Raw genomic sequence first — 24,141 nt, forward strand, 5'->3', positions numbered from 1 at the left:
GGGGCCGCGACCACTCCAGCGCCGACTTCAGCGACGTACGACGTCTGACACGAACGGGACGAGCATCAGATGACCGAGACCCCCATTTCTCCTGGACACGACCGGATCGAGCCCCTCGATCTGCAGACGGAGATGCAGCAGTCGTACCTGGACTACGCGATGGCCGTCATCGTCGGCCGCGCGCTGCCCGAGGTGCGCGACGGCCTCAAGCCGGTGCACCGCCGGATCCTCTACGCCATGTACGACGGCGGCTACCGGCCGGACCGCGGTTTCTCCAAGTGCTCGCGCGTCGTCGGTGACGTGATGGGTCAGTACCACCCGCACGGTGACTCCGCGATCTACGACACCCTGGTCCGGCTCGCGCAGCCGTGGGTGATGCGGGCGCCGATGATCCAGGGCCAGGGCAACTTCGGTTCGCCGGGTAACGACCCGGCGGCCGCGATGCGGTACACCGAGTGCCGGCTGGCCCCGCTGGCGATGGAGATGGTGCGCGACATCGACCAGGAGACGGTCGACTTCCGCCCCAACTACGACGGCCGCTCTCAGGAGCCGGTGATCCTGCCCAGCCGCTTCCCGAACCTGCTGGTGAACGGCTCGGCCGGCATCGCGGTCGGGATGGCGACCCAGATCCCGCCGCACAACCTGCGCGAGGTCGCGGCCGCGGCGAACTGGTGCCTGGAGAACCCGGACGCCACCCAGGAAGAAGTTCTGGCCGCGTGCATGGAGCACATCAAGGGCCCGGACTTCCCGAACGGCGCCCTGATCGTCGGCTACAAGGGCATCGACGACGCCTACCGCACCGGTCGTGGCTCGGTCACGATGCGCGCGGTGGTCGACATCGAGGAAGACGCCAAGGGCCGGACCAGCCTGGTCGTCAGCCAGCTGCCGTACATGGTCAACCCGGACAACCTGGCGCAGAAGATCGCCGAGCTGGTGAACACCGGCAAGATGACCGGCATCGCCGACATCCGCGACGACACCTCGTCGCGGACCGGCCAGCGCCTGGTGATCGTGCTCAAGCGTGACGCCCAGCCGCGCGTCGTACTGAACAACCTCTACAAGCACACCCAGCTGCAGGACACCTTCGGCTGCAACATGCTGGCGCTGGTCGACGGCGTACCGCGCACGCTCAGCCTCGACCTGTTCATCACGCACTGGATCGACCACCAGATCGAGGTCATCCAGCGGCGGACCCGGTACCGCCTGCGCGAGGCCGAGAAGAACGCGCACATCTTCCGCGGTTACGTGAAGGCGCTGGACGCGCTGGACGAGGTCATCGCGCTGATCCGCCGCAGCCCCGACGTGGAAGACGCGCGCCAGGGCCTGATGAGCCTGCTGGAGATCGACGAGATCCAGGCCCAGGCGATCCTCGACATGCAGCTGCGCCGGCTGGCCGCCCTGGAGCGGCAGAAGATCGTCGACCGGCTCACCGAGCTCGAAGCGATCATCTCCGACCTCGAGGACATCCTGGCCGACCCGGTCCGGCAGCGGAACATCGTCCGCGACGAGCTGGCCGAGATCGTCGAGCGGTACGGCGACGAGCGTCGTACCGAGATCATCGCGGCCGACGGCGACCTGTCCGTCCAGGACCTGGTCCCGGACGAGGACGTCGTGGTCACCATCACCCGCGGCGGTTACGCGAAGCGGACCAAGGCGGATCTCTACCGGACGCAGAACCGCGGCGGCAAGGGCGTCCGCGGTGCGCAGCTGCGGGCCGAGGACGAGATCAACCACTTCTTCGCCACCACGAACCACCACTGGATGCTGTTCTTCACCACCAAGGGCCGGGTCTACCGGGCCAAGGTGTGGCAGCTGCCGGAGTCGGCGCGCGACGCCAAGGGTTCGCACGTGGCCGGGCTGCTCTCCTTCCAGCCGGACGAGGACATCGCGCAGGTGCTGACGCTGCGCGACTACGAGCAGTCCGACTACCTGGTGCTCGCGACCAAGAAGGGCCTGGTCAAGAAGACGGCACTGACCGACTACGACTCGGCCCGGCAGAGCGGCATCATCGCGGTCAACTTCCGCGAGGACGACGACGAGCTGATCGGCGCCGACGTGGCCAGTGCGGCCGACGACCTGCTGCTGGTCTCGCGCAAGGGCCAGTCGATCCGCTTCACCGCGAACGACGAGCAGCTCCGCCCGATGGGCCGGGCCACCTCGGGTGTGACCGGCATGAAGTTCCGCGAGGGTGACGAACTGCTGTCGATGTCGGTCATCCGGGCCGGCGACGACGAGGAAGCGCAGTACGTCTTCACCGTCACCGACGCCGGCTACGCCAAGCGGTCGCAGGTGTCGCAGTACCGGCAGCAGGGTCGCGGCGGGCTCGGTATCAAGGCGGTCAAGCTGAACGACGAGCGCGGTTCGCTGGTCGGCGCGATCATCGTCGTCGACGAGGACCAGGTGCTGGCGATCAAGGCCAGCGGCCAGGTCGTCCGTAGCCGGGTCGACAGCGTGCCGGTCAAGGGCCGGGACACGATGGGCGTCCGGTTCGCCGGGGTCGGCGAGTCCGATGCCGTGGTCGCGATCGCCCGGAACACCGACCTGACCGTCGAGGGCGCCGAGGGTGCCGAAGAGGCCGAGGGCGTCGAGGCGGCCGTGTCCCAGGATGTGGACGCTTCGACAACCGAAACCCCGTCTGGGAGCGTCAGTACTACCGACGAGCGTTCGACGGATGTGAACGGCGCGGCTACCGTCAAAGACGACGAAGCCGGCCAGGAGGGTAACTGATGACCAACCGCGCGAGGCCGACCTGGCCCGAAGGTGCGGACAGCTCCAAGTCTCAGCGCCCCGCGCAGGGCGGGAAGCAGTCCACACCGGCCACTCCGACCTCCAACGGTCAATCCGGCAACGGCCGCCCCAGTGGCAACGGCCGAGCCGCCACGCCGCCGCCGAGCACGCAGCGGCCGGCCAGTGAGCTCCGCCCGCAGCAGCAGCGACCGGGCGGGACGGCCGGAGCGCCGGCCCGCCCCGCACAGCAGCTGCCGGTCCGTCCGGGGGCCCAGCCCAGCACCGCCCGGCCCACCCAAGCACCCAGTACGCCGGGCCGCCCGGAACCGTGGTCGCCGACCGCGACGCCGGCTGCGGGCAAGCCTGCTGACGGCGGATCGTCGTACGGGCTGACTGGGCGCAGTGACAAGCCGGGGACCTTCGGCGGTAAGACCGAGTCGTTCGGTGACAAGGTGAGTGCGGCCCGTCAGGCCGTCCTCGACAAGGCCGCCGCTGTCACCAGCAAGTCCGACAGCGAGAGCGTCGAGCTCGGGGACGCCAAGGCGTCCGCGAAGGGCCAGACCCGCAAGGCCCGGCTGCGGATGTCCCGGATCGACCCGTGGTCGGTCATGAAGACGGCGTTCCTGCTCTCGATCGCCTTCGGCATCGTCACCTGGGTCGCGGTCTTCATCGTCTGGTCCGCGATCGGCGCCGCCGGCGTCTTCGAGAACATCAACAGCACCGTCACCGAGGTCCTCGGCAACCCGAACACCGAGCCGTTCCGGATCGAGAACTACATCAACACCGGCAAGGTGATGGGTTTCACCACCCTGCTCGCCTGCGCCGATGTGCTGATCATCACGGCCTTGGCCACCCTCGGATCCTTCCTCTACAACATCGCCGCCACCCTCCTCGGCGGCCTCGAAGTCACGCTCGCCTCAGAGGACTGACCCCTTCCGGCCGGGCCTTGGTGGGCCCGGCCGGAACCGGTTTGGGAGACAGGCACCTGGTGCGGTAATCTCTCCCAGGTTCGACCCCGTAGATACGGGCCTATAGCTCAGTTGGTTAGAGCGCTGCCCTGATAAGGCAGAGGTCACTGGTTCAAATCCAGTTAGGCCCACCAGATCGTGAAACCCCCGATCCGAGGAGTCCCGGTGCTGAGAAAGATCCTGCTGGTGCTGCTGGCCGGCATCGGTGGATACTTCGCTTACAAGAAGACCCAGCAGTCCCGCGCCGACAAGGACCTCTGGGCCGAGGCCGTCGACCCGGTCACCCCGGGCCGCTGACCACCCCACCACGGGGGCGTAGCTCAACTGGCAGAGCACTGCCTTTGCAAGGCAGGGGTTAGGGGTTCAAGTCCCCTCGTCTCCACGAAGGTCGATGGGCGACCCGTGTCCGCGGAAAGCGCGGACCGGGTCGCCTTCGTCATTTGTGCGGCTGCGCTTCGCTTGCCGCGGGCGGGGGCTTCGCCACCCGCACCCCCTACGGGTCTCGCTTCGCTCGCCCTGCTGTGGCTGGGCGCCGCGGTGGGGTCTCTTCTCCCCCGCGGCAGCTACGCCCACTCCTTCGTCGCGTGCTACGCAGCCGCCCCACCCACCCCAAGCTCTGCGCGCTACCGCGCGCGTTGCGGGCTGCCGCCCGCGGGTGACTGCGGGTGGTTGGCGGGGGTCTTTCGTGGTGCTCGGCGGGTGGTTAGCCGGTTGCGAGCTGGATGGCGTTTCGGAGGTCTGACAGGCTCTCTGGGTGGGCCATCTTCAGGTTTGTGAGCTCGGTGGGCCGGAACCAGCGAAGGTCGTCGTGCTCCTCGGGGGCGGCGTTGACAGGCTCTCCGTTCCAGCGTGTGATGAGGAACGCGTGCACGGCGAGGGTCGGATCGCTGACTGTCATCGGGATGGGTAGCGGGTCGTGGATGTGGATACCGAGTTCTTCGAGGCATTCGCGACTGACGGCTTGGCGAGGCAGTTCGCCCGACTCGACATGTCCGCCGGCGGAGAAGCTCCAGGAATCGGGGTACCACCGACGCGATGGATGGCGATGCACGAGGAGCACGAGGCCGTCGCGCACAAGGACAGCGACTGAGATCGGGATCCGGGCAACCATGGCGGCACTCTAAGCGCGAACGCACTCTCGTGCAGACGCGGAAGATGCGAGTGAGCGTGCGCTAGTTTGCGACCAGTCGGGAAGTCTCTTGGGCCGTACGATGGCGCGATGGTTTTTGCTGTTGGGCGGTCGATTGCTCGTCGGGATGTGCACCTCAACGGGATGATTGCGGCGGTGCAGACTACGCGGGTCGTGCGGGATGACGCGGAGGCGTTGCTTACCTGGACTGCGGCCGGGTCGGACTGCATGCTGCGGGGCACTCGGGACGGCGCGTTGATTCGGAAGATGTCGCTGGCGGAGCGGGACTGTACGCCGTCCATGCTTTGGCCGCGGCCATGGGATGGCCGACACGTGTTGATCCGTACCGAACCTGGGGCTGACCATTCGGTGTGGTGGTTCTTCGACCTGGAGATGCGGTTCGAGGGCTGGTACGTGAACCTGGAGTCGCCGGTACGTCGTTGGTCGGCCGGGATCGACGTCCTCGATCATGCGCTCGACATCCTGGTCGCGCCGGATCGCAGTTGGTCGCTGAAGGACGAGGACGAACTGGCCGAGCGTGTCGACCATCCGGCGTACTGGACGGCAGCCGAGGCGGATCGCATCCGCGCCGCCGGCGAGCGCATCACCGGCGACATCGAGGCCGGCCGGTTCCCGTTCGACGGCCGGTACACGGACTTCCGTCCCGATCCGTCGTGGCGACCCGCCGACCTGCCGCCGTACTGGGACACCGAAGTGGCGTTCGGCTGACCTTCGCTTTTAGGTTGGGTTGTTCAGGGTGTGGCGGTGGAGGGTTAGTCCTGGAGAGCCCAGCCGGCTCCGAGGTTACGGCTGCGTGGGTGTTGTTGCCTTGGGAGTTGCGCCAGACGAGGACGGTTCCTGGGAGGTCGTCGTGGCCTTCGGGGGTGCTGTGAGTGGTTAGCCAGGATTCGAAGGGCTCGTCGTCGGGGTGTTGGGCACCTGCTGCTGCCATGACGGTGGCGAAGCAGGAGGTTGCGCTTCCGTTGGCTGAGGGGTTTCCTCTGCTGCCTTTGGCGAAGGTTCCGCTGAGGGGGCGGGCTTGGGGAAGGATGGTTGAGGCGGCGTGCCAGATCTCGTCGGGTACGGACAGGCGTTGGCAGGGGTATTGCCATTCGCTGACGACTCGTTTGAGGACGGCTTCTCGGTGAGGCTCGACGAGGGTTGGCCACCAGACAAATTGGTGTCCGTCGGCCTGGTCGCGTAGCACCTGGGCGTCGAGGAGGTCGGCCCAATCGGTGATGGTGGGTACTGCTCCTCGGCCGTGTCTTGTCTGGGCTCGGATCAGCTCGGCGCGTACGTCGCGCGGCTGAGCGTGGAACGCGGCTTCGTCGAGCCAGACGACTTCTAGGTCGTTGGCGAGGTTCCAGAACTCATAGGTGTCGCGGAGCTCGGGCGATAGGGCGGGGGCGGGGATTTCGGGTGTGAGCTTGAGTTCGGCCGCTTCGGTGGGGGTTAGGAAGAAGGGCTGACGGGGCGGCGCGAGCCAGCCGGCCCAGCGGTGAAGCAGTGACGGGTCGACCTCAATGCCTAGCACGTCCACCGCTCACACAGTACAAGTCGGGGCGACGTGACGGCTGGGAGCGGGAGAGGTCGCTGCTCCATGGGGATGTGCAGGTGATCAGGAAAGCGGTGGCGGGCTGAGTAGGTCGGTCAGTGGGGATCTGATGTCGGCGGGGTAGAGACCGAGGTCGTCGAACTTGTTGGGTCCGATCCACATCAGTTCGGAGATGTTGTTGGGGGTCTGGGCTTCGGCTTCGTCGCCGGACAGGGCTGGGGTGCCGGTGACTTCGGTCATCAGGAAGTACGAGGCGGGTCTGCCGTTGTGTTGGCCGGTCCACAGGAGGCGGTCGACTCGGGCGGTGAGGGTGGTTTCCTCGGTCAGCTCTCGTAGGGCTGCGTTCTCGGGGGTCTCGCCTTGTTCGACGTGGCCGCCGGGTAGTACGGCGTAGTGGTGGCCAGGGCAGTCCGGAGTGTTGTGGGCGCTGGCCTCGCACATGACGCAGGCGCCGGCTGACTGGTGTCGCAGGTAGCGCTTGATCACGAGGGCGCGGGGACCGTCGACGACAACGGCGGCTGCTCTTGGAATCGGCATGGAGTGGAGACTGCCAGGGCGGTCCGACAGAACGGACCGCCGTACGGCGTGGAGTCGTTCTATGCCTGGGTTGGGCCGTGGGGGTGGAGTCGTTTGTCCAGCCAGCGGGGCCATTTGGGCCAACGGGTGTCCCATTCGAGTTGCCAGTAGCGGTTGGCGAAGTCGATGGGGTCGAGGTCGGTGTCTGGTTGGCCGGCTTCGGCGCTGTGTTGTCTCAGGAGTTGGCGCAGCTTGGTGGGGTTGGTTTCGTCAGTGAGTTCGAGGACGACCTCGTGGTTGGCTGTCGTCGTCATCCTGATGACCTGGCCGGTGTCGGTCAGGGCGGCGGTGTATTCGCCGTCGACGACATCAGGCGCTTCCATCCAGCCTTCGGCAGCGGCGAGGGACTGGAAGATGTGCACCTCGGAGTCGTCGAACAGGAACACGAGTCGCGGATCGTTGCTCACGACCACATCATCGCGGTGATGCGAAAGGTTGGGAATGTACGAAGAGTTGGTGGCGGAGCTTGTTGCCGAGGCGCAGCGGGACGAGGAGGTGGTGGGCGTCCTGTTGACGGGGTCGGTGGCTCGGGGGGATGCGTTGGCGGGGACTGATGTTGATCTGCGGGTGATTCTCGCGGACGGGGTGAGTCGGCCGGCGTTGCATGAGGTGCGGGGTGGGGTGCCGGTTGAGTGGGGGTACGCCGACGAGCGGGGCGCTCGGGAGGCGTTGGAGAAGACTCCGATGCACGTGTATGCGTACTTGGATGGGCGGATCCTCCACGACCCGGCTGGAGTTCTGTCGCGGTTGCGGCAGCAGGCTGTGGAGCGGTTCGCGGGGTACGAGGTCTCGGAGGTGGAGCGGGCTCAGGTCGCCGCGAATCTTCGGTATCCGGCGGAGAAGATCCGGGTCGCTGTCGCGGGCGGAGACTTGTTGAAGGCCGCGTTTGTTGCGTCGACTACGTCTTGGTTTCTGATCGAAGGACTGTGGGCGGCGAACGACCGGCCGTTGCCGCCGAACAGTTCGGTGCGGCCGCATCTCCGGGATCTGGCGGGACCTCCGGACGTCGAGAGCCTGTACGGCGAACTGTTCCTGGCGGACGCGGAGCGGCGGGTCGAGGTGGCGCTGTTCTTATCTGACTGGATTCTCGGCCAGCTCGGGGAGGGACGGCCAGCGGTGTGAGGCCCAGGCTGACCAGGTGGGGTGGTCCGGTGGGGCGGGCGCGAGGTGGGTGCCGTCTAGTTCGGCTTGGTCCGGGGGTTCGAAGACGGTTCGCCACTCGGCCAGCTCGGCATCGCTGATGGTGAAGGTCTGGTCGGGGGTGGTGGTGAAGCGGTGCGTGATGCGTTGGCGTTGCTCTTCAGCGTCGATGGGGAGGTAGACGACTTGGCATCGAGCGCCTACGGCGGCGGCGATCCAGCGCAGGGATGAGCGTTCGTCCTTGCTCCAGAAGCCGAAGTCGAGGATGACGTTGGTACCGAGCTGAGCGGCGCGCATGCCGATCTCGATCAACTTGCCTTCGACGAGGTCGCGCCGGTCCTCCGGATTTTCGTAGTCGAACAACAGGATCTGCCACTCGTCGGTGGTGAGGCGGAGGGCCGGGGCCTCGAGCTCCAGTTGTTTGGCGTGCGTGGTTTTGCCCGCGCCGGGCAGGCCGACGATCAAGTAGACAGTGGCGCGCATACGAGCGTTCACTCCTCGTCGAGTGGGTGGAGGTCGGTGGGGGTCAACACCCAGTGGAAGCCGTACTTCGGGGTGGCGGACCGGTCGATGCGGTCCGGGGCGAAGTACTCGGCGATCAGGTCCTGGAGGCGCTGGTTGAACTCGACGGCGCGGGCGTGTGGGACTCGGCCGCCGTGTTCGCCGGAGGCTTGGACAAACGTGGAGCCGAACATGCCCGCTTGCGAGTCCGCGAAGGCCTGCTGGTAGTCGTAGGTGGTGCGCCCCGGGAGCACGGTGGTGTCGTCGGTGGCTGGTTGCGGCGTACCGAGGTAGTCGACGCCCAGTGGCGTTCGCACCCAGAGATGGTCCGTTTGCGCGACAAGACCGGCCGCCGCCAGTTTCTCGACGTACCAGAGCACTCGCGCATCCGTGACCTGCAGGTCGTCGGCGAGCTGGCTCACTGAGCGCGGTGACTCGAGCTGGCGGACGATGTCCCGCGGGAGCGCGGAGTCCAAAGAGTCCAAGGCAGGTGGGTGGAGTAGTTGTTTGCGGAGGAGGGTGATGGTGGTTTCGTAGCGGGCCGGGCCGTCGGGGGTGTCGATGTCCCATGCGCCGAGTTCGCTGCCGCTGACGGTGTAGCCGAGGCGTTCGTACAGAGCTTGCGGGCGGGGGCTGGCGTCATCGATGCCCAGTTCGGCGAAGGTGATGCCTCGGGTGCGGATGTTGTGTTCCAGCGCTCTGATGAGAATCGTGCCGATACCGCAGGATTGGAATGGGCCCAGGACTGTCAGCTGGTAGATCGTCGCTCCGCCCGCCGGCTTCGTGTAGTCAACGGCTCCGTAGCCCAGTGGTTGGCCGGACGGTCCGCAGACGGCCAGGTAGTCGACCTCGCCGACCTGGGCGCGGGCCAGTTCCTTGACCATCGACGTGAGCTTTGATGGAGACTCCCCCAAGGTCGGCAGATCCTCGAGCGTCAGGTCGCGAACGGTCACTGGCACGACAACCTTGGACATGCATCGCACGCTATGGGTTGCCGCTCGTCCTCGCCACGCGTTTATCGGTCGGTCTGAATCCAGCGGTGGTGGTCGGGTGGGTTCACGTTGCTGCCGCAGATGATGGTGGCTACTCGGCGGCTGGCGAAGCGGGTGGGGTTTTCGAGAAGGGCGGCCAGGCCTAGGGCGGCGGAGGGTTCGGCGACGAGGCCGGCGTGGGTGTGGAGCAGTCGGACGCCGGCGATGATCGACGACTCTTCGACTAGTACGGCGTCATCGGCGACCTGCAGGAGGTCAGCCAGTACTTCGGGGATCGGGCGCCGTCCGGCGACGCCGTCCGCGATGGTGTTGGCGGACTCGGTGGTGACGACGCGCTGCTCGCGGAAGGACAACGTCATCGCCGGAGCGCCCGCCGGTTGGACGCAGACGACCTCGATGCCGGGGGCAAGGTCCTTCAGGACGTGACCGATGCCGGTCGCCATCGCGCCGCCGCCGAGGGCGATGAGGACGGTGTCGAAGGGTATGTCGACCAACTCCAGGCCGATCGTGGCTGCGCCTTCGCAGGTTTCGAGGTCGAGGCTGTCCTCGACGAGTCGGATGCCGGTCGAGCGAGCGATCTCGGCGGCGCGGTCGCGAGCCAGTTCGTGGTCGCCGTCGACCAATTCGAGGGTCGCGCCGAGGGCGCGGATGCGGTCGAGTTTGGCGGGGGTCGCGAACCGGGACGCGACGACGGTGATGTCGAGACCGCGTTTGCGGCCGGACCAGGCGAGGGCCTGGCCGAGGTTGCCGGCGCTGGCGCAGACCGCGGCGTCGCCGGTCAGTTGAGCGGCGACGAGTTCGGTACCGCGGCCCTTGAAGCTGCGGACCGGGTTCGCGGTCTCGAGCTTGATGCTGACCGAGCAGCCGAGTTCCGGTTCGAGCGCTTCGCATTCGTAGAGCGGCGTATCGAGGAAGACCGGGTCGATGACCTCGCGGGCGGCACGGATCCGGGCGGTGTCCAGGCGGGTCGGCACGGCCTCAGAATCTCACGCGAAAGTCGCAGATAATTGCGGAAGCAAGTCCGCCGCAATTGTTCCTACCGTTGGGGACATGACGACAAACACGGAGATCCAGCCCTTCACCATCGAGATCCCGCAGACCGAGGTCGACGACCTGCGGGCCCGGCTGCGGTCGGCGCGCTGGCCGGTCACACCGGCGGTCGACGACTGGAGCCGCGGGGTTCCGGTCGGCTACCTGCGGGAGCTCGCGGCGTACTGGGCCGACGACTACGACTGGCGCGCCGCTGAGGCCGCGCTGAACGCGATCCCGCAGTTCACCACCGAGATCGCCGGCCAGCGGATCCACTTCTTCCACCAGAAGTCGGCCGAACCGAACGCGCTGCCGCTGATCCTGACCCACGGCTGGCCGGGGTCGCCGGTCGAGTTCCAGGCGATGATCGGCCGGCTGACCGACCCGGTCGCGTACGGCGGCAATGCGGCCGACGCCTTCGATGTCGTCGTACCGTCTCTGCCCGGGTATGGGTTCTCGACCCCGCTCGGCCCGGCCGGGTTCAACCTGTTCGGAGTCGCGCAGATGTGGGCCGAGCTGATGAGCCGCCTCGGCTACGACCGGTACGCCGCGCATGGCACCGACGCCGGATCCGGGGTGACCGGGATGTTGACGATGATCGATGCCGCGCATGTGGTTGGGGCGCATCTGGCTGGTGTGATCGCGGCGGCGCCGTTCGGTGGGCCGGTGTCGACCGAGGGGTTGTCGGAGTCGGATCAGACTCGAGCTGAGGCCTTCAACCGGTATCTCGAGGATGGGCTCGGGTATCTGACTCTGCAGTCGACGCGGCCGCAGACGCTGGCGTATGGGTTGAACGATTCGCCGATCGGGCAGCTCGCCTGGATCGTGGAGAAGTTCGCCGAGTGGACCGACCCCGCGCACAAGCTGCCGGAAGAGGCGGTCGACCGCGACCAACTGCTGACCAACGTGAGCCTGTACTGGTTCACCGGCTCCGGTGCTTCCTCGGCCCACGCCGTGTACGACGGCATGCAGGCGTGGAAGGCGATGCTCGCCCAGCAGTCCGGCGGCGACTGGGGTTCCGATGAAAGCGCGGACGCCAGCTCCTCCTGGAGCTCCGACGATGCGAGCGCCGCCTCGGACGACTCGAGCGGCGACTGGGGCTCCGACGGAGCCGGTGCTGCCTGGGGAACGGTGACCCCGCCACCCACCGGTGTCGCGGTGTTCGGTGCGGAGACGGCGATCAAGAGCCTGGTCGACCCGGCCGGCGCGATGACGCACTGGACCGAGTACGAGCGCGGCGGCCACTTCGCCGCAATGGAGGTCCCCGACCTGCTCGCCACCGACCTGCAGAACTTCTTCCGCCGGCTGCGGTAGAGGGGCGGACCGCCCACACTCACCAAGTGCCTTCGGCGGCGGTTTTCGACGAGCTGCTGAGCGTGGTGGTGGAGGTTCCTCGGGAGTTGGTGAGTGGGGGCGGTCCGCGATCAGCAGGTACCGGCCGTCGGTACCGGTTTGAGTGGGGAAGGCGCGCCGATCTGGATCTGGGCGTGGTGTGTAGGCCGGTTCGGTCGAGAAGGCGGGGTGGATTGGATCTGGGCGGGACCGCCGGAGGCGGGGCAGGGTGGGGTGTTGGTCGAGGGTGGGAGTTTGGATGTATGTGCCTGCGCATTTTGGTGCTGGGGATGACGAGGTTGAGGAGTTGTTGGGTCGGCGTGGGGCGGCTGATCTGGTGACGATGACGGATGGCGGGTTGTTGGCGACGATGTTGCCGTTTGTGTATGACGCGGAGCGGAAGGTGCTGCGGGGGCATCTTGCTCGGAACAACGAGCAGTGGCAGCGGCCCGTGATTGGTGAGGCGTTGGTGATCATGCGCGGGGTGGACTCGTACGTCTCCCCCAGTTGGTACGCCGCCAAGCGGGAGCACGGGCGCGTCGTCCCGACCTGGAACTACGTGACCGCGCACGTGTACGGCGTACTGACCGTGCACGACGATCCGGTCTGGGTCGGCGACCTCGTACGGCGGTTGACGGATCTGCACGAGGGGGCGCGGGCTGAGCCGTGGTCGGTGGATGATGCGCCGGAGAAGTTCGTGAACGGGCAACTGCGGGCGATCGTCGGGGTCGAGGTCGCGATCACGCGGGTCGAGGCGAAGGTGAAGTTGTCGCAGAACCGGTCGGTCGCGGATGTGGACGGGGTGATCGCGGGACTGCGGGCGGACGGGGAAGAGCAAGCGGCGTCTGCGGTCGAGGAGCATCGGACGTAACGTCAGGCACCTCCCGGGCCAAGTACTTCCGACTGCGACGGAAGGACGGACGTGACTCAGATTGCCGAGATCGGGCGGGACCCGGATGCGTTCGAGGCGTTCTACACCGAGCACATCGAGCGGATTCAGCGGTTCGTGGCGCGGCGGGTGGACGACCCGTACCTGGCTGCGGATCTGACCGCGGATGTGTTCCTGGCGGCGATCGACGCGGCGGCCGGGTACCGGGCGAACCTCGGAACGCCGGTCGGGTGGCTGTACGGGATCGCCCGGAACGTGGTGTCCGCGGAGAAGCGTCGGCATGCTCGCGAGCTGCGCGCGAACCAGCGGATCTCGGGCCGGCGGCTGCTCACGGCGGACGACGTCACGCGGCTGGAGGAGCGGATCGATGCCGAGGCGTCGGCGCGGGCGCTGTTGCGGGCGATGGACGAGTTGCCGGACGGCGAACGCGCGGCGCTGGAGTTGGTCGCGCTCGACGGCCTCTCCCCGGCCGACGCCGCCCAGGTGCTCGGCATCCGGCTCACCGCGTTCCGCGTCCGCTTGCACCGGGCCCGCGGTCGGCTCAGGTCGCAGTCACTCCATCTGGCACCGACTCCCACGGAGATGACCTCATGAACACCTTCGAAGACAAACTGCTGGCTGAGCTCCGCACGGTCGTCGCCGAGCGGCCGGCCGACATCCGCCGCAAACGGCCGAAGCGGTTGCTGGTCGGTATCGCCGCCTGCCTGACACTCGCGGCCGGTACGGCGGTCGCCGTACCGATGCTCGGGTCGAGTTCACCCGCGTACGCGGTGGTCACGCAACCGGACGGCACAGTGCGGGTGACGATCTATCGGGCGGAAGGTGCCGAGGGACTCGAGAAGCGGCTCCGGGCCGCCGGTGTGCCGGCCGAGGTGGACTTCCTTCCGGCGGGGAAGACCTGCCGCCGGACGCCCGCCGGAAAGCCACCGGGAGACGCGGACAGCCGGCTCACGATGATCCGGGCGAACGGGCAGCCGCCGGTGATGGTGCTCTGGCCGGCCGACTACGGCAGCCGCGGGAGGACGCTGCTACTGGAGGGTGGCACGTCCGGGGCCGAGCGGTTGACGAAGGTCGCGACTCTGATGAGCGGGACGTTCGGTCCGTGTGTTCCGGTGGATGCGCCCAAGATCCACATTCCGACAGAGGAGCCGAAACTTCCGGCTCCCCGGCGCTGACATCGTCCGCATCACCAAAGATCGTTGCCCTCGGCACCTTCATGGCGTGACAGTTTGTGCTCGGATTGTCACGGGTTGTTTGCGGGTGCGTGCAGATGTCCGGACAAGGGTGGCGGGTGGTGCACGCGACGGCAGATCGTCGAGGGGAGGAAGAGATCGGGTCTGGCGGTCGACCACGGGAGGGTCCGGCGAGTGCTCGAGACATATCGCGGCATCCCACATCTACTGGATACCTGGCTCGTGCTGACCGGCATGGCACTGCCGGTCGCACTCTCGTCGCTGCGGCGGCCGGGGGCGTTGCCCCCGCGCCTCGCAGCTTTCGGGATGCCGGCGGCGTTCGCGCTGGTCCTGGCGGCGACGCTCAGTCCGACGCCGCACCGGTTCAGCACGGTGGTCGGTCAGTGCGGTACCCATCTCGCCACGACCGGTGGACTGACCTCGGTCCAGGGTCTGCTCAATGTCCTGTTGTTCGTGCCGGCCGCCGGTGCGCTGGCGCTGGCGAGCGGTCGGCCGGGTGACGGGATCGCCGCGGGGATCGGGCTGTCGGCCTCGGTCGAGGCGGTCCAGGCGTTGATCCCGCAGCTCGGGCGCTCCTGCCAGCTGCACGATCTGATCGCGAACACGGCCGGTGCGTTCTGCGGGGTCGGGCTGGTGGCTGGAGTACAGTCCATCCTTCGACGCCGTCAGCTGGTCATCAGCCCGTACGTCGTCGAGCACGCGGCCATGGTCGTCGTACGGCCTCGACCGCCTGCGCGACACCGGCGCCGGGACCACATCACGCTCCGGCCGGTACCGGTCCAGGTGGTCGCCAAACCGGCGAACGGGCTCCGGCCGGTGGTGAGGGCGCGCTGAGCGATCGCTGTTCGAGCAGAGAGTTATCCGGAAGGTTATCCACAAGTTGTGGGTAACCCGGGGGATGACGACTCAGCTACGTAAAGTTATCCACAGGCCAAGTGTCCTGAGTTGGAGATTCGACGGCACTGGAGGCGCCCAGGCACGCACCTCGCTGCGTTGGAGGAGCATCCACGATGAACACCGCATCGAGGACGCTCCTCCGCCTTGCGATGCACGCACCTGGACACCTCCAGCACTCGCCGACTCCCCAACTCAGGACACTAGGGCCGCACATCGAGCCCGAGAGCGGTCGCCACGACCATCGCCTGCGTTAAGTCGATCCGCGCGTCCCGCAGCCCGACGGTGAGTGGGTCGAGGGTCGACAGGTCCGAACCGCGCAGATCGGCCTTGGTGAAGTCGGCCCGCTGGAGCGATGCACCGGACAGGTCGACGTCCCGCAGTACGGCCTTCTCGGCCCGGATGCCGGTCAGGTCGGCCTCGCGGAGTTTCACTCCGTTGAACTCTGTGCCGCGCAGATCCGCGCCGGGGAGACCGGTGAACGACCAGTCGCCGCCGGAGACCTTGAGCAGGTTGTAGGTGCAGTCGTCGAAGAAGCTGCCGACCAGCTTGCACCCGGTGAAGGTGGTGTCGAACAGTGAGCACCGGACGAAGGTGCAGTTCACGAAGGCGGCGTCGGTGTGGGTCGACGCATTGAACCGGACCCCGCGGAACGTGCACTCCTCGAACACCCCGCCGCGGTTCGCCACCTCGGTCAGATCGGTGTCGATGTACAACACCCGCCGATATGTCTCACCGGACGGCTCGGGATCCTCCCACTCACGCACCGTCGACTCTGTCGGTACCGCACTGTGTCCACCCTGTCGGCTCGCCATCCGTCCACCCTGTCACGACGATCCGACAGGCAGTTGTAATCCTTACGAGTCAGGTTGTGATGGTGCCTTCAGCGGACCGACAACTACGGGCCGCACGATGGAGGAGTGAGCGGATCAGAGCGGGTGATGGTGTTCGGCGCGAGTGGATTCCTCGGCGGCCGGATCTGTGCGCTGCTCGCCGATCGGGGCGTCGAGTACCGCGGACTGAGCCGGAATCGGGGTGAGCCACACCTGCGCTGCGATCTGGCGGCGATGCATTCGTACGCGCTGGAGACCCAGATCGGCCTCTACAAACCAACAGTGGTGATCAATGCAGTCGGCGCGACTTCCGGAGACCCGGCCGACCTGGTCGCCGCGAATGTCACCGCGGTCGAGGCGCTGCTGGGTGCGACCCGCGACAGCGCCGGGCATGCGCGGTTCGTCCAGCTCGGGGCATCGGCCGAGTACGGCGGTGGTCCGCATGGCGCGAGTCAGTCCGAGGGGTCCGCGCTGCGGCCGGCCGGTCCGTACGGGCTGACCAAGCTGGCCGGCTCCGAGCTCGCTGTCCGCGCCCAGCGCAACGGCGCCGATGCCGTCGTACTGCGGATCTTCGACGTGCTCGGGCCTGGGGCGCCGGTGACGACGGTGACCGGCCGGGTGATCGCGGATCTCCGCGACCAGCAGCAGATCCATGTCGGATCGCTGGATGTCTGGCGCGATTTCGTGGATGTCCGGGATGTCGCGGAGGCGGTGGTCGCGGTCGCCTTGACCGACGCCAAGCTGCCCGCGGTCCTGAACGTCGGCAGCGGCCGGGCAACGCTGGCCCGTGACGTGGCCGGTCAGTTGTTCGAGCTGAGCGGCCAGCCGGCCCGGATCGTCGACGACCCGGCGCAGGACGGCGCGCTGGGTGATCCCTGGCAGCAGGCCGATATCGGACTGATCGGTGAGCGGATCGGATGGTCGCCCAAGATCGCTCTGGAGCAGTCACTCGCCGACAGTTGGGCCGCTCCGCGGGCAGACTGACCACGTGGAGATTCGCTCGAGCTGTCAGCCCGCACCGGATCGCCAACCGCCCGCAGTGAACGAAGACCTCGTTCTGACCGGCCCTGACTTCGCAGTGGTGTTCGACGGTGCCACTCCGTTCCAGGGCATCGACTCCGGCTGCCGGCACACGGTGGCCTGGCTGGTCGGTCGACTAGCCCGGTACGTCGCCCCTCCCCTGCTGACCGCGTCCACGGCGCCACTAGCCGACGTCCTGGCGGAGTCGATCGCTGCGGTCGGTGCGGAGCACACGCACACCTGCGACCTCACCAACCGGGACAGTCCGTCGTCCACAGTCGCCATGGTGCGAGTCCGGCCGGACTGCGTCGAGCATCTGGTGCTGGCTGACTCACCAGTCGTCTACCGCGCACCCGATCAAGCCGTGACTGTCCATAGCGACGACCGGCTCGAGCAGTTGCCCGAGCGAACGGTGGAGAGCGTCCGCCGGCTCCGAAACGCCCCCGACGGCTTCTGGGTGGCGAGCACCGACCCGTCGGCGGCGTACGAGGCAGTCACCGGTACGACGGATCGCGGCGAGGTCGCGGCGATCGGCGTACTGAGTGATGGCGCCTCCCGGTACGCCGAGCACTACGGCCGGAGCTGGGACGACCTGATGACCGTGCTCACGTCCGAGGGACCTGCAGCGCTTATCCGGCGAGTCCGGGCGTACGACGAGGCCGCGGAAACGATCCGGTGGAAGCGGTACGACGATGCGACCGCCGTCGTGCTCTACGACAGCGGCCGGTACGACGGGAATCCCGGCGGCCGGTAGTCCTGTACCGGCGGCATCGGCGGCGGAGTGGCGCGCTGCTGCTGCCACTGGTTGACCTGGTACATGAGCAGCGTCATGGACACAGTCGCGACAATCAGCAGCAGTGCGGCGACCGAGAAGCCGATGTCGACCCAGAGAGCGATCTTGACCATGACGTCCTGGAAGCCGTAGAACTCGTCGGTCCGGTCGCGGTTGTCGGCGGACTCGACCACCTGGACGAAGAAGGCGAACGTACCGATGGTCGCGGTGAGCAGTCCGGCGAGGATGATCACCCAGTAGCCGACCCAGGCCGCCCACCAGCTGTAGAGCAGTGCGCGGATCTGCTGGCTGTTGGATGCCCCTGGCTGCTCGAGCGGTTCGCTGGCGCGCACGATGTCCTGGACGAGCTGGAGTGGGTACCAGAACTGGACGCCCGGGCAGAACCACGCTCCGACCACCCAGCCCGCACTCCGCCGATGCAGACCCTGGCCGGGCGGCATGGGGTTGGCCGGCGGGCGTGGTGCCAGTGCGGAGTTCAGGAAGTCGCTGTTCTCGCGGGCGTACCAGAGCCAGAGCAGGTAAGCGATGGCTGTCCCGAGCAGGAAGTAGGCGAGGATGTTGATCAGCCAGCCGCTGCCGGCGATGGTGCGCGTGGCGCTCTCGAACTCCTCCTCGGTGAGGTTCAGGAAGATGAAGTTCTTGACCTCGTCGTACGAGCGCCACATCAGCACCGACTGGAGCACGGTGATCAGCGCGGTCAGCACCATCAGTGCGATGGCGACCAGCGCGAACGTGCGCAGCTGCCGGTAGCGCGGCGGCAGCACCTGGTACGGCCCGTGCCGCGGCACCGGATAGTACGGCTGAGTCATCGTCATCCTCCCCGGCAGCAACGGTATCCCGGGAAAGGATCGATCAGACGGCCGCGAACGCCTCCCGGACCGCAGGCAGCGCCAGCTCCCGGTCGGTGGCGGACAGTCCGATCCGGGTCCGCCGGTCGAGTACGTCGTCCTCGTCGAGCGCGCCCTCGTGCCGCACCGCGAACAGCAGTTCGGCGTACGTCGTCCTGAGCCCGGGCGCGACCGGGTCGAGCGCTGCGCCGGGTGCGGAGATCACCTGGGGCGCCTCGGCGCCGTACCGCTGGACGAACCGCGCCGGAGCGGCCACGGATGCCAGCCGGACCCGGTCGGCCGCACCGACCAGCGGGATCCGGTGCGTCACGCAGGGGCGCCGGGTGCTGAGCGTGGACTGTGCGAGAGCGGTGTCGAGTGCGTCCTGCGCCATCCGCCGGTAGGTGGTCAGCTTGCCGCCGACGATGGTCACCAGCCCATCCGGCCCGGTGATCACCGCATGCCGCCGCGAGATGTCGGCGGTCTTGTTGCCGTGCCCGGTGTCGAGCAGTGGACGCAGTCCGGCGTACGTGCCGAGCAGGTCGGCCCGGGTGAGCGGCGTCTGCACCGCACGGTTGATGGTGTCGAGGAGGAAGTCGATCTCACCGTCGGTCGCCCGCGGTACGTCGCTCACCGGACCAGGCGCGTCCTCATCGGTCAGCCCGACGTACACGCGATCGTCCGGCGCGGGAATCGCCATCACCACCCGGCGCAGCTCCCCCGGCACCGGCACGGTCAGCACCGCGGACAGTCCACCGAAGGCAGCCTGCGGAAGGACCAGGTGTGTACCGCGGCTGGGCCTGAGCTTGATGCCGTCGGTGATCTGGCCGGCCCAGATGCCGGCCGCATTGATCACCACCGTCGCGTCCACGTTGATCCGGTTGCCGGTCAGCTGGTCGACCAGTACGGCGCCCTGGCCGGTCACCTCGGTGGCGGCAACTCGGGTCAGCACACGAGCGCCGTACTGCGCGGCCGTCCGGGCGATGGCGACCACCAGGCGAGCGTCGTCGTACAGCTGGCCGTCCCAGGTGACGAAGCCGCCACGCAGTCCCTCCGGCCGCAGTGTCGGCGCGTAGCGCATGACCTCGGCTGAACTGACGCGACGCGAGTGCGGCAGGTAGTCGTCGCTGGTCCGCGCGAACGTGCGCAGGATGTCGCCACCGAGGAACGCACCGCGCAGCAGCGCCGCCTGCGAAGTCTTTGCCTGCGGCAACCATGGTGCGAGCTGCGGAACCGGGTGGACGAGATGCGGTGCGGTCGTCTTCATCAGAATGCCGCGCTCGACCGCACTCTCGTAGGCGATGCCCACATGGCCGGAGGCCAGGTAGCGCAGGCCGCCGTGCACGAGCTTCGAGCTCCAGCGGCTGGTCCCGAAGGCGAGGTCGTGCTTCTCCACCAGGGCAACGGTTAGACCGCGAGCAGCCGCGTCCAGTGCGACGCCGGCACCGGTCACGCCACCGCCGATGACCAGTACGTCGACCTTGCCGGTCGTCGCCAGCCAGTCGAGCTCACGGATCCGGCGAGCCGCATTCAGACTCGCGTTGCCGATCGACGCGATCATGGCGTCAGGTACTTGGTGAGCATGTCGCGGAGCTGCTCGTCGAGCTTCGGGTACTCCTCCTTCGAGGCCATCACCGGACCGGACACGGCCGAGGCGAGCGCGACCAGGATGATCTGGCGAGCCAGCCAGACCGGATCGCTGCCCTGGATCGAGCCGTCCGCCTGCCCGGCCTTGATGCCCTCCTCCACCAGCGCCAGGTGCGCGACCGTACTGCTGCCACGGCGCTCGAGCAGGTACGGCGTGAGGAACTCGGGATCGAGCTCGATGATCTTGCGCATCAGCGGATGCGTGCGGGTGTGCGCGACGACCTCCACCACGCCCTCGACCAGGCGGGTGCGACCGTCGGCGGCATCCGGCTGGAAGGCCGACATCAGCGCGGTCGTCCACTCGCGGGTCATCAAGGCGGCGACCACGGCCTGCACATTCGGCCAGCGGCGATAGAGGGTGGCGCGGGAGACCTCCGCGTGCCGGGCGATATCGGCCATCGTCATCCGGCGCATCCCGATGGCGAGCAGCAGCTCGTACGCCGCGTCCAGGATCCGCTCCTCGCCGATCGCGTTCGCGGGCGCGGGACGGCTACTGGTCTCGGACCCTGATTCGCTGCTACGCTGAGACATCACGCGTCATAGTGTATCAGCGACTTTGACGCCGAGGAACCGTCGTGGGCAGGTGGGATCAGGGGTTTCATCTGCTCACGACGCTACCCCGCCGAACCACTCATGGGGAGCCTGCAATGACCGAATCAGACTTGCCGGTGGTGCAACTCACGCCAGGGCGCTGGGGTGATCCGGAGGTCTCGGTCGAGGTGCCGGCTCCGGCGCTCGCCGCGCTGCACCACCTCGGCGTACGGCGACCTGAGTCCGGGCCGGTCGATCCGGCGGACCGCCCGGGGCTGACGCCTCAGCAGGTGGCTGTGCTGACCGAGGTTGTCGGTGCAGAGCACGTCTCGACCGACCTGACCGCGCGCTGGGCGCACACCCGTGGGTACTCGACACCTGACCTGCTGCGGCATCGCGCCGGTGACACTTCAGACATGCCGGACGCAGTCGTCTTCCCGGCCGACCATGACCAGGTCCTGGCGTTGCTGGCCGCTTGCGCCGAGCACGACCTCGCTGTGGTGCCCTACTCGGGCGGTACGTCGGTGGTCGGCGGGCTCGCGGCGTCCCGGCGGTTCGTGACCGTGGATCTGCGCCGGCTGGACCAACTGCTCGAGGTCGACGACATCTCGCGGACCGCGACGCTGCAGGCAGGTGTGCGTGGTCCGGCGGCCGAGGCGCTGCTTGCGAAGCACGGCTACACGCTCGGGCACTTCCCGCAGTCCTACGAAGGCGCAAGCATCGGCGGGTACGCCGCCGCCCGGTCAAGCGGGCAGTCGTCCGCGGGCTACGGCCGGTTCGACCAGATGGTGGTCGGGCTGACGCTGGCGACTCCGCGCGGCACGGTCGAGCTCGGCCGCGCGCCGATGTCGGCAGCCGGTCCGGATCTGCGCCAACTGGTGCTCGGATCCGAAGGAGCCTTCGGCATCATCACCTCGGTAGTCGTGCGGATTCGCCCGCGGCCGCAGCAGCGGCACTTCGAGGGCTGGCGATTCGACACCTTCGAGGCCGGACTGACCGCCGTACGGCGATTGGCGCAGGACGGGCCGTTGCCGACCGTGCTCCGGTTGTCGGACGAGGCCGAGACCGCGGTCAACCATCCGGATGGACCAGGCGGCGTACTGGCGATTGTCGGTTTCGACGGACCGTACAAGCCGGCGACTGCTGACGTGCTGACCGCAGCAGGTGGTCAGAACCTTGGTGCGGAATCAGGCGAGGCCTGGCGGGTCGGGCGATACAAGGCGCCATACCTGCGGGACCCATTGCTTGATGAAGGCGCACTGGTCGAAACGCTTGAGACTGCTGCGTTCTGGTCGCGTGTCCCCGCGCTGAAGGCCGCTGTGACCGAGGCGCTGGTCGAGTCGCTCAGTGCGCAAGGCACTCCGCCGCTCGTGCTCTGCCATGTGTCGCATGTGTACGAGACCGGCGCATCGCTGTACTTCACTGTCATCTGCGCGCAGACCGCGGAGCCGATCGACCAGTGGCGGCAGGCGAAACTCGCTGCGAACACTGCGATCGCTGAAGCGGGCGGGACGATCAGTCATCACCATGGCGTCGGCACGGATCACCGTGAGGCGTATGCGGCGGAGATCGGGCCGTTGGCGGTCGAGATGTTGCAGGCGGTCAAGGGTGTGCTGGATCCGGCGGGCGTCCTCAATCCGGGGATCCTCTTGACCTCAAGTTAACTTGAAGTTGGACAGTTGCGGGCATGACTCCTGAACCCGCCAACCGTCCTGTCGCTCTCATCACCGGTGCCTCGGCCGGCCTCGGACTCGCGCTGGCCCACGGGCTGGCCGATCGGGGCTGGGCGCTGGTGATCGACGCCCGCGGTGCCGACGCACTCAAGGATGCCGCCGACGCGCTGGCCGATCGCACCGACGTCGTACCGCTGGCCGGTGATGTAACCGATCCACAGCACCGCGCCGATCTGGCCGACGTGATCGGCGAGCTCGGTCGCCTCGACCTGCTGATCAACAACGCGAGCTACCTCGGGCCGAGTCCGCTGCAGGCGTTGGGCTCTGCGGACCTCGACGAGCTCCGTCGCGTCTACGAGGTCGATGTGGTCGCACCACTCGCTCTGACGCAGGCTCTGCTTCCCGCACTCACTGCGGCGACCGGTGTGGTCGTCAACATCAGCTCCGATGCAGCAGTCGAGCCCTACGAGACCTGGGGCGGCTATGGCTCGGCCAAGGCAGCACTCGACCACGCGTCCCGAGTGCTCGGGGCAGAGCACCCGTCGCTGGCCGTGTACGCCGTTGACCCGGGTGACCTCCGTACGGCGATGCACCAGGCTGCGTTCCCTGGTGAGGACATCTCGGACCGGCCAGAGCCCGCGACCGTCGTACCGGCGTTTCTGGCGTTGCTCGACCAGCGGCCGACGAGTGGTCGCTACCGGGCTACGGAGTTCGCGCCGGCGGTGACACCGTGACGGTCCATCCACACACGAGGTTCGTCCTGCCTGATTCGCTCAACGCCAGTGAGCCGCCAGAGGCTAGAGGGTTGTCGCGGGATCAGGTGAAGCTGCTGGTCGCGGAGGGGTCGACCGTCACGCACACCCGCTTCGATCGGATCGGTGATCACCTGCGACCCGGCGATCTGTTGCTGGTGAACACTTCCGCGACGCTGCCGGCCGCAGTGGACGGCAACTGGATCACAGGTGCCGGAGTGGCCCCGGTGGTCGTGCACTTCTCCACCGCGCTCGACGACGGCAACTGGGTGGTCGAGCTACGCAACGGGGGTACCCCGATGTTCGGCGGTTCGGCCGGCGACCAGGTGGAGCTGCCACGAGGCATCCTCACGCTGCTGGCTCCGCATCAGTCCGAGTCCAATCGCCTGTGGCGAGCCAAGCCGCCGGTGACGGACATGGTCGGTTACCTGCATCGGCATGGGCGCCCGATCACCTACAGCTATGTGAACAAGCGGTGGCCGATCGCGTCGTACCAGACTGTGTTTGCCAGGGACCCGGGCAGTGCCGAGATGCCCAGTGCGGCTCGGCCGTTCAGCTTCGAGCTAGTGAGCCGGCTGGCCGCTCAGGGCGTGTTGATCGCGCCGATCACGCTGCACTGTGGCGTCTCCTCGCTGGAGAGCCACGAACCGCCGTTGCCCGAGCGGTACGACGTACCCGAGCACACCGCACGATTGGTGAACTGGGTGAAGGGCAACGGCGGTCGCATCGTGGCAGTGGGAACCACTGCGGTCCGGGCGATCGAGTCGGCGGTCGCGGCCGACGGATCAGTCGTCGCCGCGCACGGCTGGACCGACCTCGTCCTCGGACCCGACCACCCCGCGGTCGTCGTCGACGGCCTGATCACCGGGATGCACGCCCCCGAGGCCTCGCACCTTCTCCTCCTGGAGGCCGTTGCGGGAGGTGGCACCGTGCAGCAGGCCTACGACGCGGCTCTGCATGAGCGATACCTCTGGCACGAATTCGGGGACAGCTGCCTGATCCTCCGCTGATGATGCACCGGGCTCGTTGCCCGGCCTGGCGCGCTTGTCCACAGCACGTGGGCTCATCGAACAGTCCTAACCGCCTGGGTCCCCCGTCGGGACGTGCCTCCATTGGACGCACTCTCGGCGGAACGTGTCA

The 24,141-nt window shown here is 67.7% G+C and carries 25 protein-coding genes and 2 tRNA genes; 17 read left to right on the forward strand and 10 right to left on the reverse strand.

Annotated features, from left to right (window positions below):
* Nucleotides 1-69 precede the first annotated feature (69 nt).
* From gyrA to ACFTSF_RS00270, 5 genes are all read left to right on the forward strand, one after another.
* Complete coding sequence (gene gyrA / locus ACFTSF_RS00250; RefSeq protein WP_380151741.1) at nucleotides 70-2,727, forward strand: DNA gyrase subunit A; 2,658 nt, start codon at nucleotides 70-72, stop codon at nucleotides 2,725-2,727.
* A complete protein-coding gene (locus ACFTSF_RS00255) occupies nucleotides 2,727-3,656 on the forward strand; it encodes a DUF3566 domain-containing protein (protein ID WP_380151742.1) in 930 nt (309 codons plus the stop codon). The genes gyrA and ACFTSF_RS00255 overlap by 1 nt, the downstream gene beginning before the upstream one ends.
* A gap of 96 nt (nucleotides 3,657-3,752) precedes the next feature.
* Nucleotides 3,753-3,829 (forward strand) — tRNA-Ile (locus ACFTSF_RS00260).
* Nucleotides 3,830-3,860: 31 nt separating this feature from the next.
* Nucleotides 3,861-3,992, forward strand: a complete 132-nt coding sequence (locus ACFTSF_RS00265; RefSeq protein ID WP_238176512.1) for a DLW-39 family protein — start codon at nucleotides 3,861-3,863, stop codon at nucleotides 3,990-3,992.
* Nucleotides 3,993-4,004: 12 nt separating this feature from the next.
* Nucleotides 4,005-4,077 (forward strand) — tRNA-Ala (locus ACFTSF_RS00270).
* Nucleotides 4,078-4,398: 321 nt separating this feature from the next.
* Here ACFTSF_RS00270 and ACFTSF_RS00275 read toward each other — a convergent pair.
* A complete protein-coding gene (locus tag ACFTSF_RS00275) occupies nucleotides 4,399-4,806 on the reverse strand; it encodes an NUDIX domain-containing protein (RefSeq protein ID WP_380151743.1) in 408 nt (135 codons plus the stop codon).
* 108 nt (nucleotides 4,807-4,914) lie between these two features.
* Here ACFTSF_RS00275 and ACFTSF_RS00280 point away from each other — a divergent pair, with 108 nt between their 5' ends.
* Nucleotides 4,915-5,553: a DUF402 domain-containing protein gene (locus tag ACFTSF_RS00280; protein ID WP_380151744.1), complete on the forward strand. Its 639-nt coding sequence runs from the start codon at nucleotides 4,915-4,917 to the stop codon at nucleotides 5,551-5,553.
* Nucleotides 5,554-6,442: 889 nt separating this feature from the next.
* Here the strand turns inward: ACFTSF_RS00280 and ACFTSF_RS00285 are convergent.
* Nucleotides 6,443-6,916 carry an NUDIX hydrolase gene (locus ACFTSF_RS00285; RefSeq protein WP_380151745.1) on the reverse strand — a complete coding sequence of 158 codons (474 nt, stop codon included), beginning with the start codon at nucleotides 6,914-6,916 and terminating at the stop codon, nucleotides 6,443-6,445.
* 59 nt (nucleotides 6,917-6,975) lie between these two features.
* Nucleotides 6,976-7,362: a hypothetical protein gene (locus ACFTSF_RS00290; protein WP_380151746.1), complete on the reverse strand. Its 387-nt coding sequence runs from the start codon at nucleotides 7,360-7,362 to the stop codon at nucleotides 6,976-6,978.
* A gap of 34 nt (nucleotides 7,363-7,396) precedes the next feature.
* Between ACFTSF_RS00290 and ACFTSF_RS00295 the strand changes: the two genes are divergently transcribed.
* Nucleotides 7,397-8,077 carry a nucleotidyltransferase domain-containing protein gene (locus tag ACFTSF_RS00295; RefSeq protein ID WP_380151747.1) on the forward strand — a complete coding sequence of 227 codons (681 nt, stop codon included), beginning with the start codon at nucleotides 7,397-7,399 and terminating at the stop codon, nucleotides 8,075-8,077.
* On the opposite strand, the gene ACFTSF_RS00300 is transcribed toward ACFTSF_RS00295, so the two are convergent.
* Genes ACFTSF_RS00300 through ACFTSF_RS00310 form a run of 3 tightly spaced genes read right to left on the reverse strand, consistent with a single transcriptional unit; the run spans nucleotide 8,027 to nucleotide 10,562 of the window.
* Nucleotides 8,027-8,578 carry an AAA family ATPase gene (locus ACFTSF_RS00300; protein ID WP_380151748.1) on the reverse strand — a complete coding sequence of 184 codons (552 nt, stop codon included), beginning with the start codon at nucleotides 8,576-8,578 and terminating at the stop codon, nucleotides 8,027-8,029. The genes ACFTSF_RS00295 and ACFTSF_RS00300 overlap by 51 nt on opposite strands.
* Before the next feature lie 8 nt (nucleotides 8,579-8,586).
* The gene (locus tag ACFTSF_RS00305; RefSeq protein WP_380151749.1) at nucleotides 8,587-9,570 is read right to left on the reverse strand and encodes a GNAT family N-acetyltransferase; all 984 of its coding nucleotides are present in this window, start codon (nucleotides 9,568-9,570) and stop codon (nucleotides 8,587-8,589) included.
* Between the two features lie 41 nt (nucleotides 9,571-9,611).
* Complete coding sequence (locus tag ACFTSF_RS00310; RefSeq protein WP_380151750.1) at nucleotides 9,612-10,562, reverse strand: threonine/serine dehydratase; 951 nt, start codon at nucleotides 10,560-10,562, stop codon at nucleotides 9,612-9,614.
* A 76-nt stretch (nucleotides 10,563-10,638) separates the two neighbouring features.
* Here ACFTSF_RS00310 and ACFTSF_RS00315 point away from each other — a divergent pair, with 76 nt between their 5' ends.
* From ACFTSF_RS00315 to ACFTSF_RS00335, 5 genes are all read left to right on the forward strand, one after another.
* Nucleotides 10,639-11,931 (forward strand): epoxide hydrolase family protein, encoded by a 1,293-nt coding sequence (locus ACFTSF_RS00315; protein WP_380151751.1) that lies wholly within the window; start codon nucleotides 10,639-10,641, stop codon nucleotides 11,929-11,931.
* Between the two features lie 277 nt (nucleotides 11,932-12,208).
* Nucleotides 12,209-12,820, forward strand: coding sequence for an FMN-binding negative transcriptional regulator (locus tag ACFTSF_RS00320; protein WP_380151752.1), 612 nt, complete (start codon nucleotides 12,209-12,211; stop codon nucleotides 12,818-12,820).
* A gap of 51 nt (nucleotides 12,821-12,871) precedes the next feature.
* Complete coding sequence (locus ACFTSF_RS00325) at nucleotides 12,872-13,432, forward strand: RNA polymerase sigma factor (RefSeq protein WP_344160692.1); 561 nt, start codon at nucleotides 12,872-12,874, stop codon at nucleotides 13,430-13,432.
* A complete protein-coding gene (locus ACFTSF_RS00330) occupies nucleotides 13,429-14,013 on the forward strand; it encodes a hypothetical protein (protein ID WP_380151753.1) in 585 nt (194 codons plus the stop codon). The genes ACFTSF_RS00325 and ACFTSF_RS00330 overlap by 4 nt, the downstream gene beginning before the upstream one ends.
* Nucleotides 14,014-14,205: 192 nt before the next feature.
* Nucleotides 14,206-14,865: a VanZ family protein gene (locus ACFTSF_RS00335; RefSeq protein WP_380151754.1), complete on the forward strand. Its 660-nt coding sequence runs from the start codon at nucleotides 14,206-14,208 to the stop codon at nucleotides 14,863-14,865.
* 263 nt (nucleotides 14,866-15,128) lie between these two features.
* On the opposite strand, the gene ACFTSF_RS00340 is transcribed toward ACFTSF_RS00335, so the two are convergent.
* On the reverse strand, nucleotides 15,129-15,740 hold the full coding sequence (locus ACFTSF_RS00340; protein WP_380151756.1) for a pentapeptide repeat-containing protein: 612 nt from the start codon (nucleotides 15,738-15,740) through the stop codon (nucleotides 15,129-15,131).
* Between the two features lie 105 nt (nucleotides 15,741-15,845).
* Between ACFTSF_RS00340 and ACFTSF_RS00345 the strand changes: the two genes are divergently transcribed.
* Both ACFTSF_RS00345 and ACFTSF_RS00350 read left to right on the forward strand, forming a co-directional pair.
* The gene (locus tag ACFTSF_RS00345) at nucleotides 15,846-16,742 is read left to right on the forward strand and encodes an NAD-dependent epimerase/dehydratase family protein (protein ID WP_380151757.1); all 897 of its coding nucleotides are present in this window, start codon (nucleotides 15,846-15,848) and stop codon (nucleotides 16,740-16,742) included.
* Nucleotides 16,743-16,746: 4 nt separating this feature from the next.
* Nucleotides 16,747-17,532 carry a protein phosphatase 2C domain-containing protein gene (locus ACFTSF_RS00350; protein WP_380151758.1) on the forward strand — a complete coding sequence of 262 codons (786 nt, stop codon included), beginning with the start codon at nucleotides 16,747-16,749 and terminating at the stop codon, nucleotides 17,530-17,532.
* Here ACFTSF_RS00350 and ACFTSF_RS00355 read toward each other — a convergent pair.
* Genes ACFTSF_RS00355 through ACFTSF_RS00365 form a run of 3 tightly spaced genes read right to left on the reverse strand, consistent with a single transcriptional unit; the run spans nucleotide 17,490 to nucleotide 20,576 of the window.
* Nucleotides 17,490-18,380, reverse strand: a complete 891-nt coding sequence (locus tag ACFTSF_RS00355; RefSeq protein ID WP_380151759.1) for a DUF4328 domain-containing protein — start codon at nucleotides 18,378-18,380, stop codon at nucleotides 17,490-17,492. The genes ACFTSF_RS00350 and ACFTSF_RS00355 overlap by 43 nt on opposite strands.
* A 43-nt stretch (nucleotides 18,381-18,423) precedes the next feature.
* A complete protein-coding gene (locus ACFTSF_RS00360) occupies nucleotides 18,424-19,959 on the reverse strand; it encodes a glycerol-3-phosphate dehydrogenase/oxidase (RefSeq protein WP_380151760.1) in 1,536 nt (511 codons plus the stop codon).
* Nucleotides 19,956-20,576, reverse strand: a complete 621-nt coding sequence (locus ACFTSF_RS00365; protein WP_380153064.1) for a TetR/AcrR family transcriptional regulator — start codon at nucleotides 20,574-20,576, stop codon at nucleotides 19,956-19,958. The genes ACFTSF_RS00360 and ACFTSF_RS00365 overlap by 4 nt, the downstream gene beginning before the upstream one ends.
* 116 nt (nucleotides 20,577-20,692) lie before the next feature.
* Between ACFTSF_RS00365 and ACFTSF_RS00370 the strand changes: the two genes are divergently transcribed.
* From ACFTSF_RS00370 to ACFTSF_RS00380, 3 genes are read left to right on the forward strand one after another with little or no spacing between them, the layout of a single operon-like run.
* Nucleotides 20,693-22,240 (forward strand): FAD-binding oxidoreductase, encoded by a 1,548-nt coding sequence (locus tag ACFTSF_RS00370; protein ID WP_380151761.1) that lies wholly within the window; start codon nucleotides 20,693-20,695, stop codon nucleotides 22,238-22,240.
* A 23-nt stretch (nucleotides 22,241-22,263) separates the two neighbouring features.
* Nucleotides 22,264-22,983 carry an SDR family NAD(P)-dependent oxidoreductase gene (locus ACFTSF_RS00375; protein WP_380151762.1) on the forward strand — a complete coding sequence of 240 codons (720 nt, stop codon included), beginning with the start codon at nucleotides 22,264-22,266 and terminating at the stop codon, nucleotides 22,981-22,983.
* On the forward strand, nucleotides 22,980-24,011 hold the full coding sequence (locus tag ACFTSF_RS00380) for an S-adenosylmethionine:tRNA ribosyltransferase-isomerase (protein WP_344160726.1): 1,032 nt from the start codon (nucleotides 22,980-22,982) through the stop codon (nucleotides 24,009-24,011). The genes ACFTSF_RS00375 and ACFTSF_RS00380 overlap by 4 nt, the downstream gene beginning before the upstream one ends.
* The last annotated feature ends 130 nt before the right edge of the window (nucleotides 24,012-24,141 follow it).

Origin of the sequence: Kribbella sp. NPDC056951 (assembly GCF_042674205.1) — a bacterium.
In the GTDB taxonomy this organism is placed as follows: Bacteria; Actinomycetota; Actinomycetes; order Propionibacteriales; family Kribbellaceae; genus Kribbella; species Kribbella yunnanensis.

Coding starts and splice junctions, on each gene's coding strand:
- gyrA (WP_380151741.1), top strand. CDS start 70: ATGACCGAGACCCCCATTTCTCCTGGACACGACCGGATCGAGCCCCTC.
- ACFTSF_RS00320 (WP_380151752.1), top strand. CDS start 12,209: ATGTATGTGCCTGCGCATTTTGGTGCTGGGGATGACGAGGTTGAGGAG.
- ACFTSF_RS00365 (WP_380153064.1), bottom strand. CDS start 20,576: ATGTCTCAGCGTAGCAGCGAATCAGGGTCCGAGACCAGTAGCCGTCCC.
- ACFTSF_RS00315 (WP_380151751.1), top strand. CDS start 10,639: ATGACGACAAACACGGAGATCCAGCCCTTCACCATCGAGATCCCGCAG.
- ACFTSF_RS00300 (WP_380151748.1), bottom strand. CDS start 8,578: ATGCGCGCCACTGTCTACTTGATCGTCGGCCTGCCCGGCGCGGGCAAA.
- ACFTSF_RS00360 (WP_380151760.1), bottom strand. CDS start 19,959: ATGATCGCGTCGATCGGCAACGCGAGTCTGAATGCGGCTCGCCGGATC.
- ACFTSF_RS00280 (WP_380151744.1), top strand. CDS start 4,915: ATGGTTTTTGCTGTTGGGCGGTCGATTGCTCGTCGGGATGTGCACCTC.
- ACFTSF_RS00375 (WP_380151762.1), top strand. CDS start 22,264: ATGACTCCTGAACCCGCCAACCGTCCTGTCGCTCTCATCACCGGTGCC.
- ACFTSF_RS00275 (WP_380151743.1), bottom strand. CDS start 4,806: ATGGTTGCCCGGATCCCGATCTCAGTCGCTGTCCTTGTGCGCGACGGC.
- ACFTSF_RS00330 (WP_380151753.1), top strand. CDS start 13,429: ATGAACACCTTCGAAGACAAACTGCTGGCTGAGCTCCGCACGGTCGTC.
- ACFTSF_RS00305 (WP_380151749.1), bottom strand. CDS start 9,570: ATGTCCAAGGTTGTCGTGCCAGTGACCGTTCGCGACCTGACGCTCGAG.
- ACFTSF_RS00340 (WP_380151756.1), bottom strand. CDS start 15,740: ATGGCGAGCCGACAGGGTGGACACAGTGCGGTACCGACAGAGTCGACG.
- ACFTSF_RS00355 (WP_380151759.1), bottom strand. CDS start 18,380: ATGACTCAGCCGTACTATCCGGTGCCGCGGCACGGGCCGTACCAGGTG.
- ACFTSF_RS00370 (WP_380151761.1), top strand. CDS start 20,693: ATGACCGAATCAGACTTGCCGGTGGTGCAACTCACGCCAGGGCGCTGG.
- ACFTSF_RS00255 (WP_380151742.1), top strand. CDS start 2,727: ATGACCAACCGCGCGAGGCCGACCTGGCCCGAAGGTGCGGACAGCTCC.
- ACFTSF_RS00285 (WP_380151745.1), bottom strand. CDS start 6,916: ATGCCGATTCCAAGAGCAGCCGCCGTTGTCGTCGACGGTCCCCGCGCC.
- ACFTSF_RS00295 (WP_380151747.1), top strand. CDS start 7,397: ATGTACGAAGAGTTGGTGGCGGAGCTTGTTGCCGAGGCGCAGCGGGAC.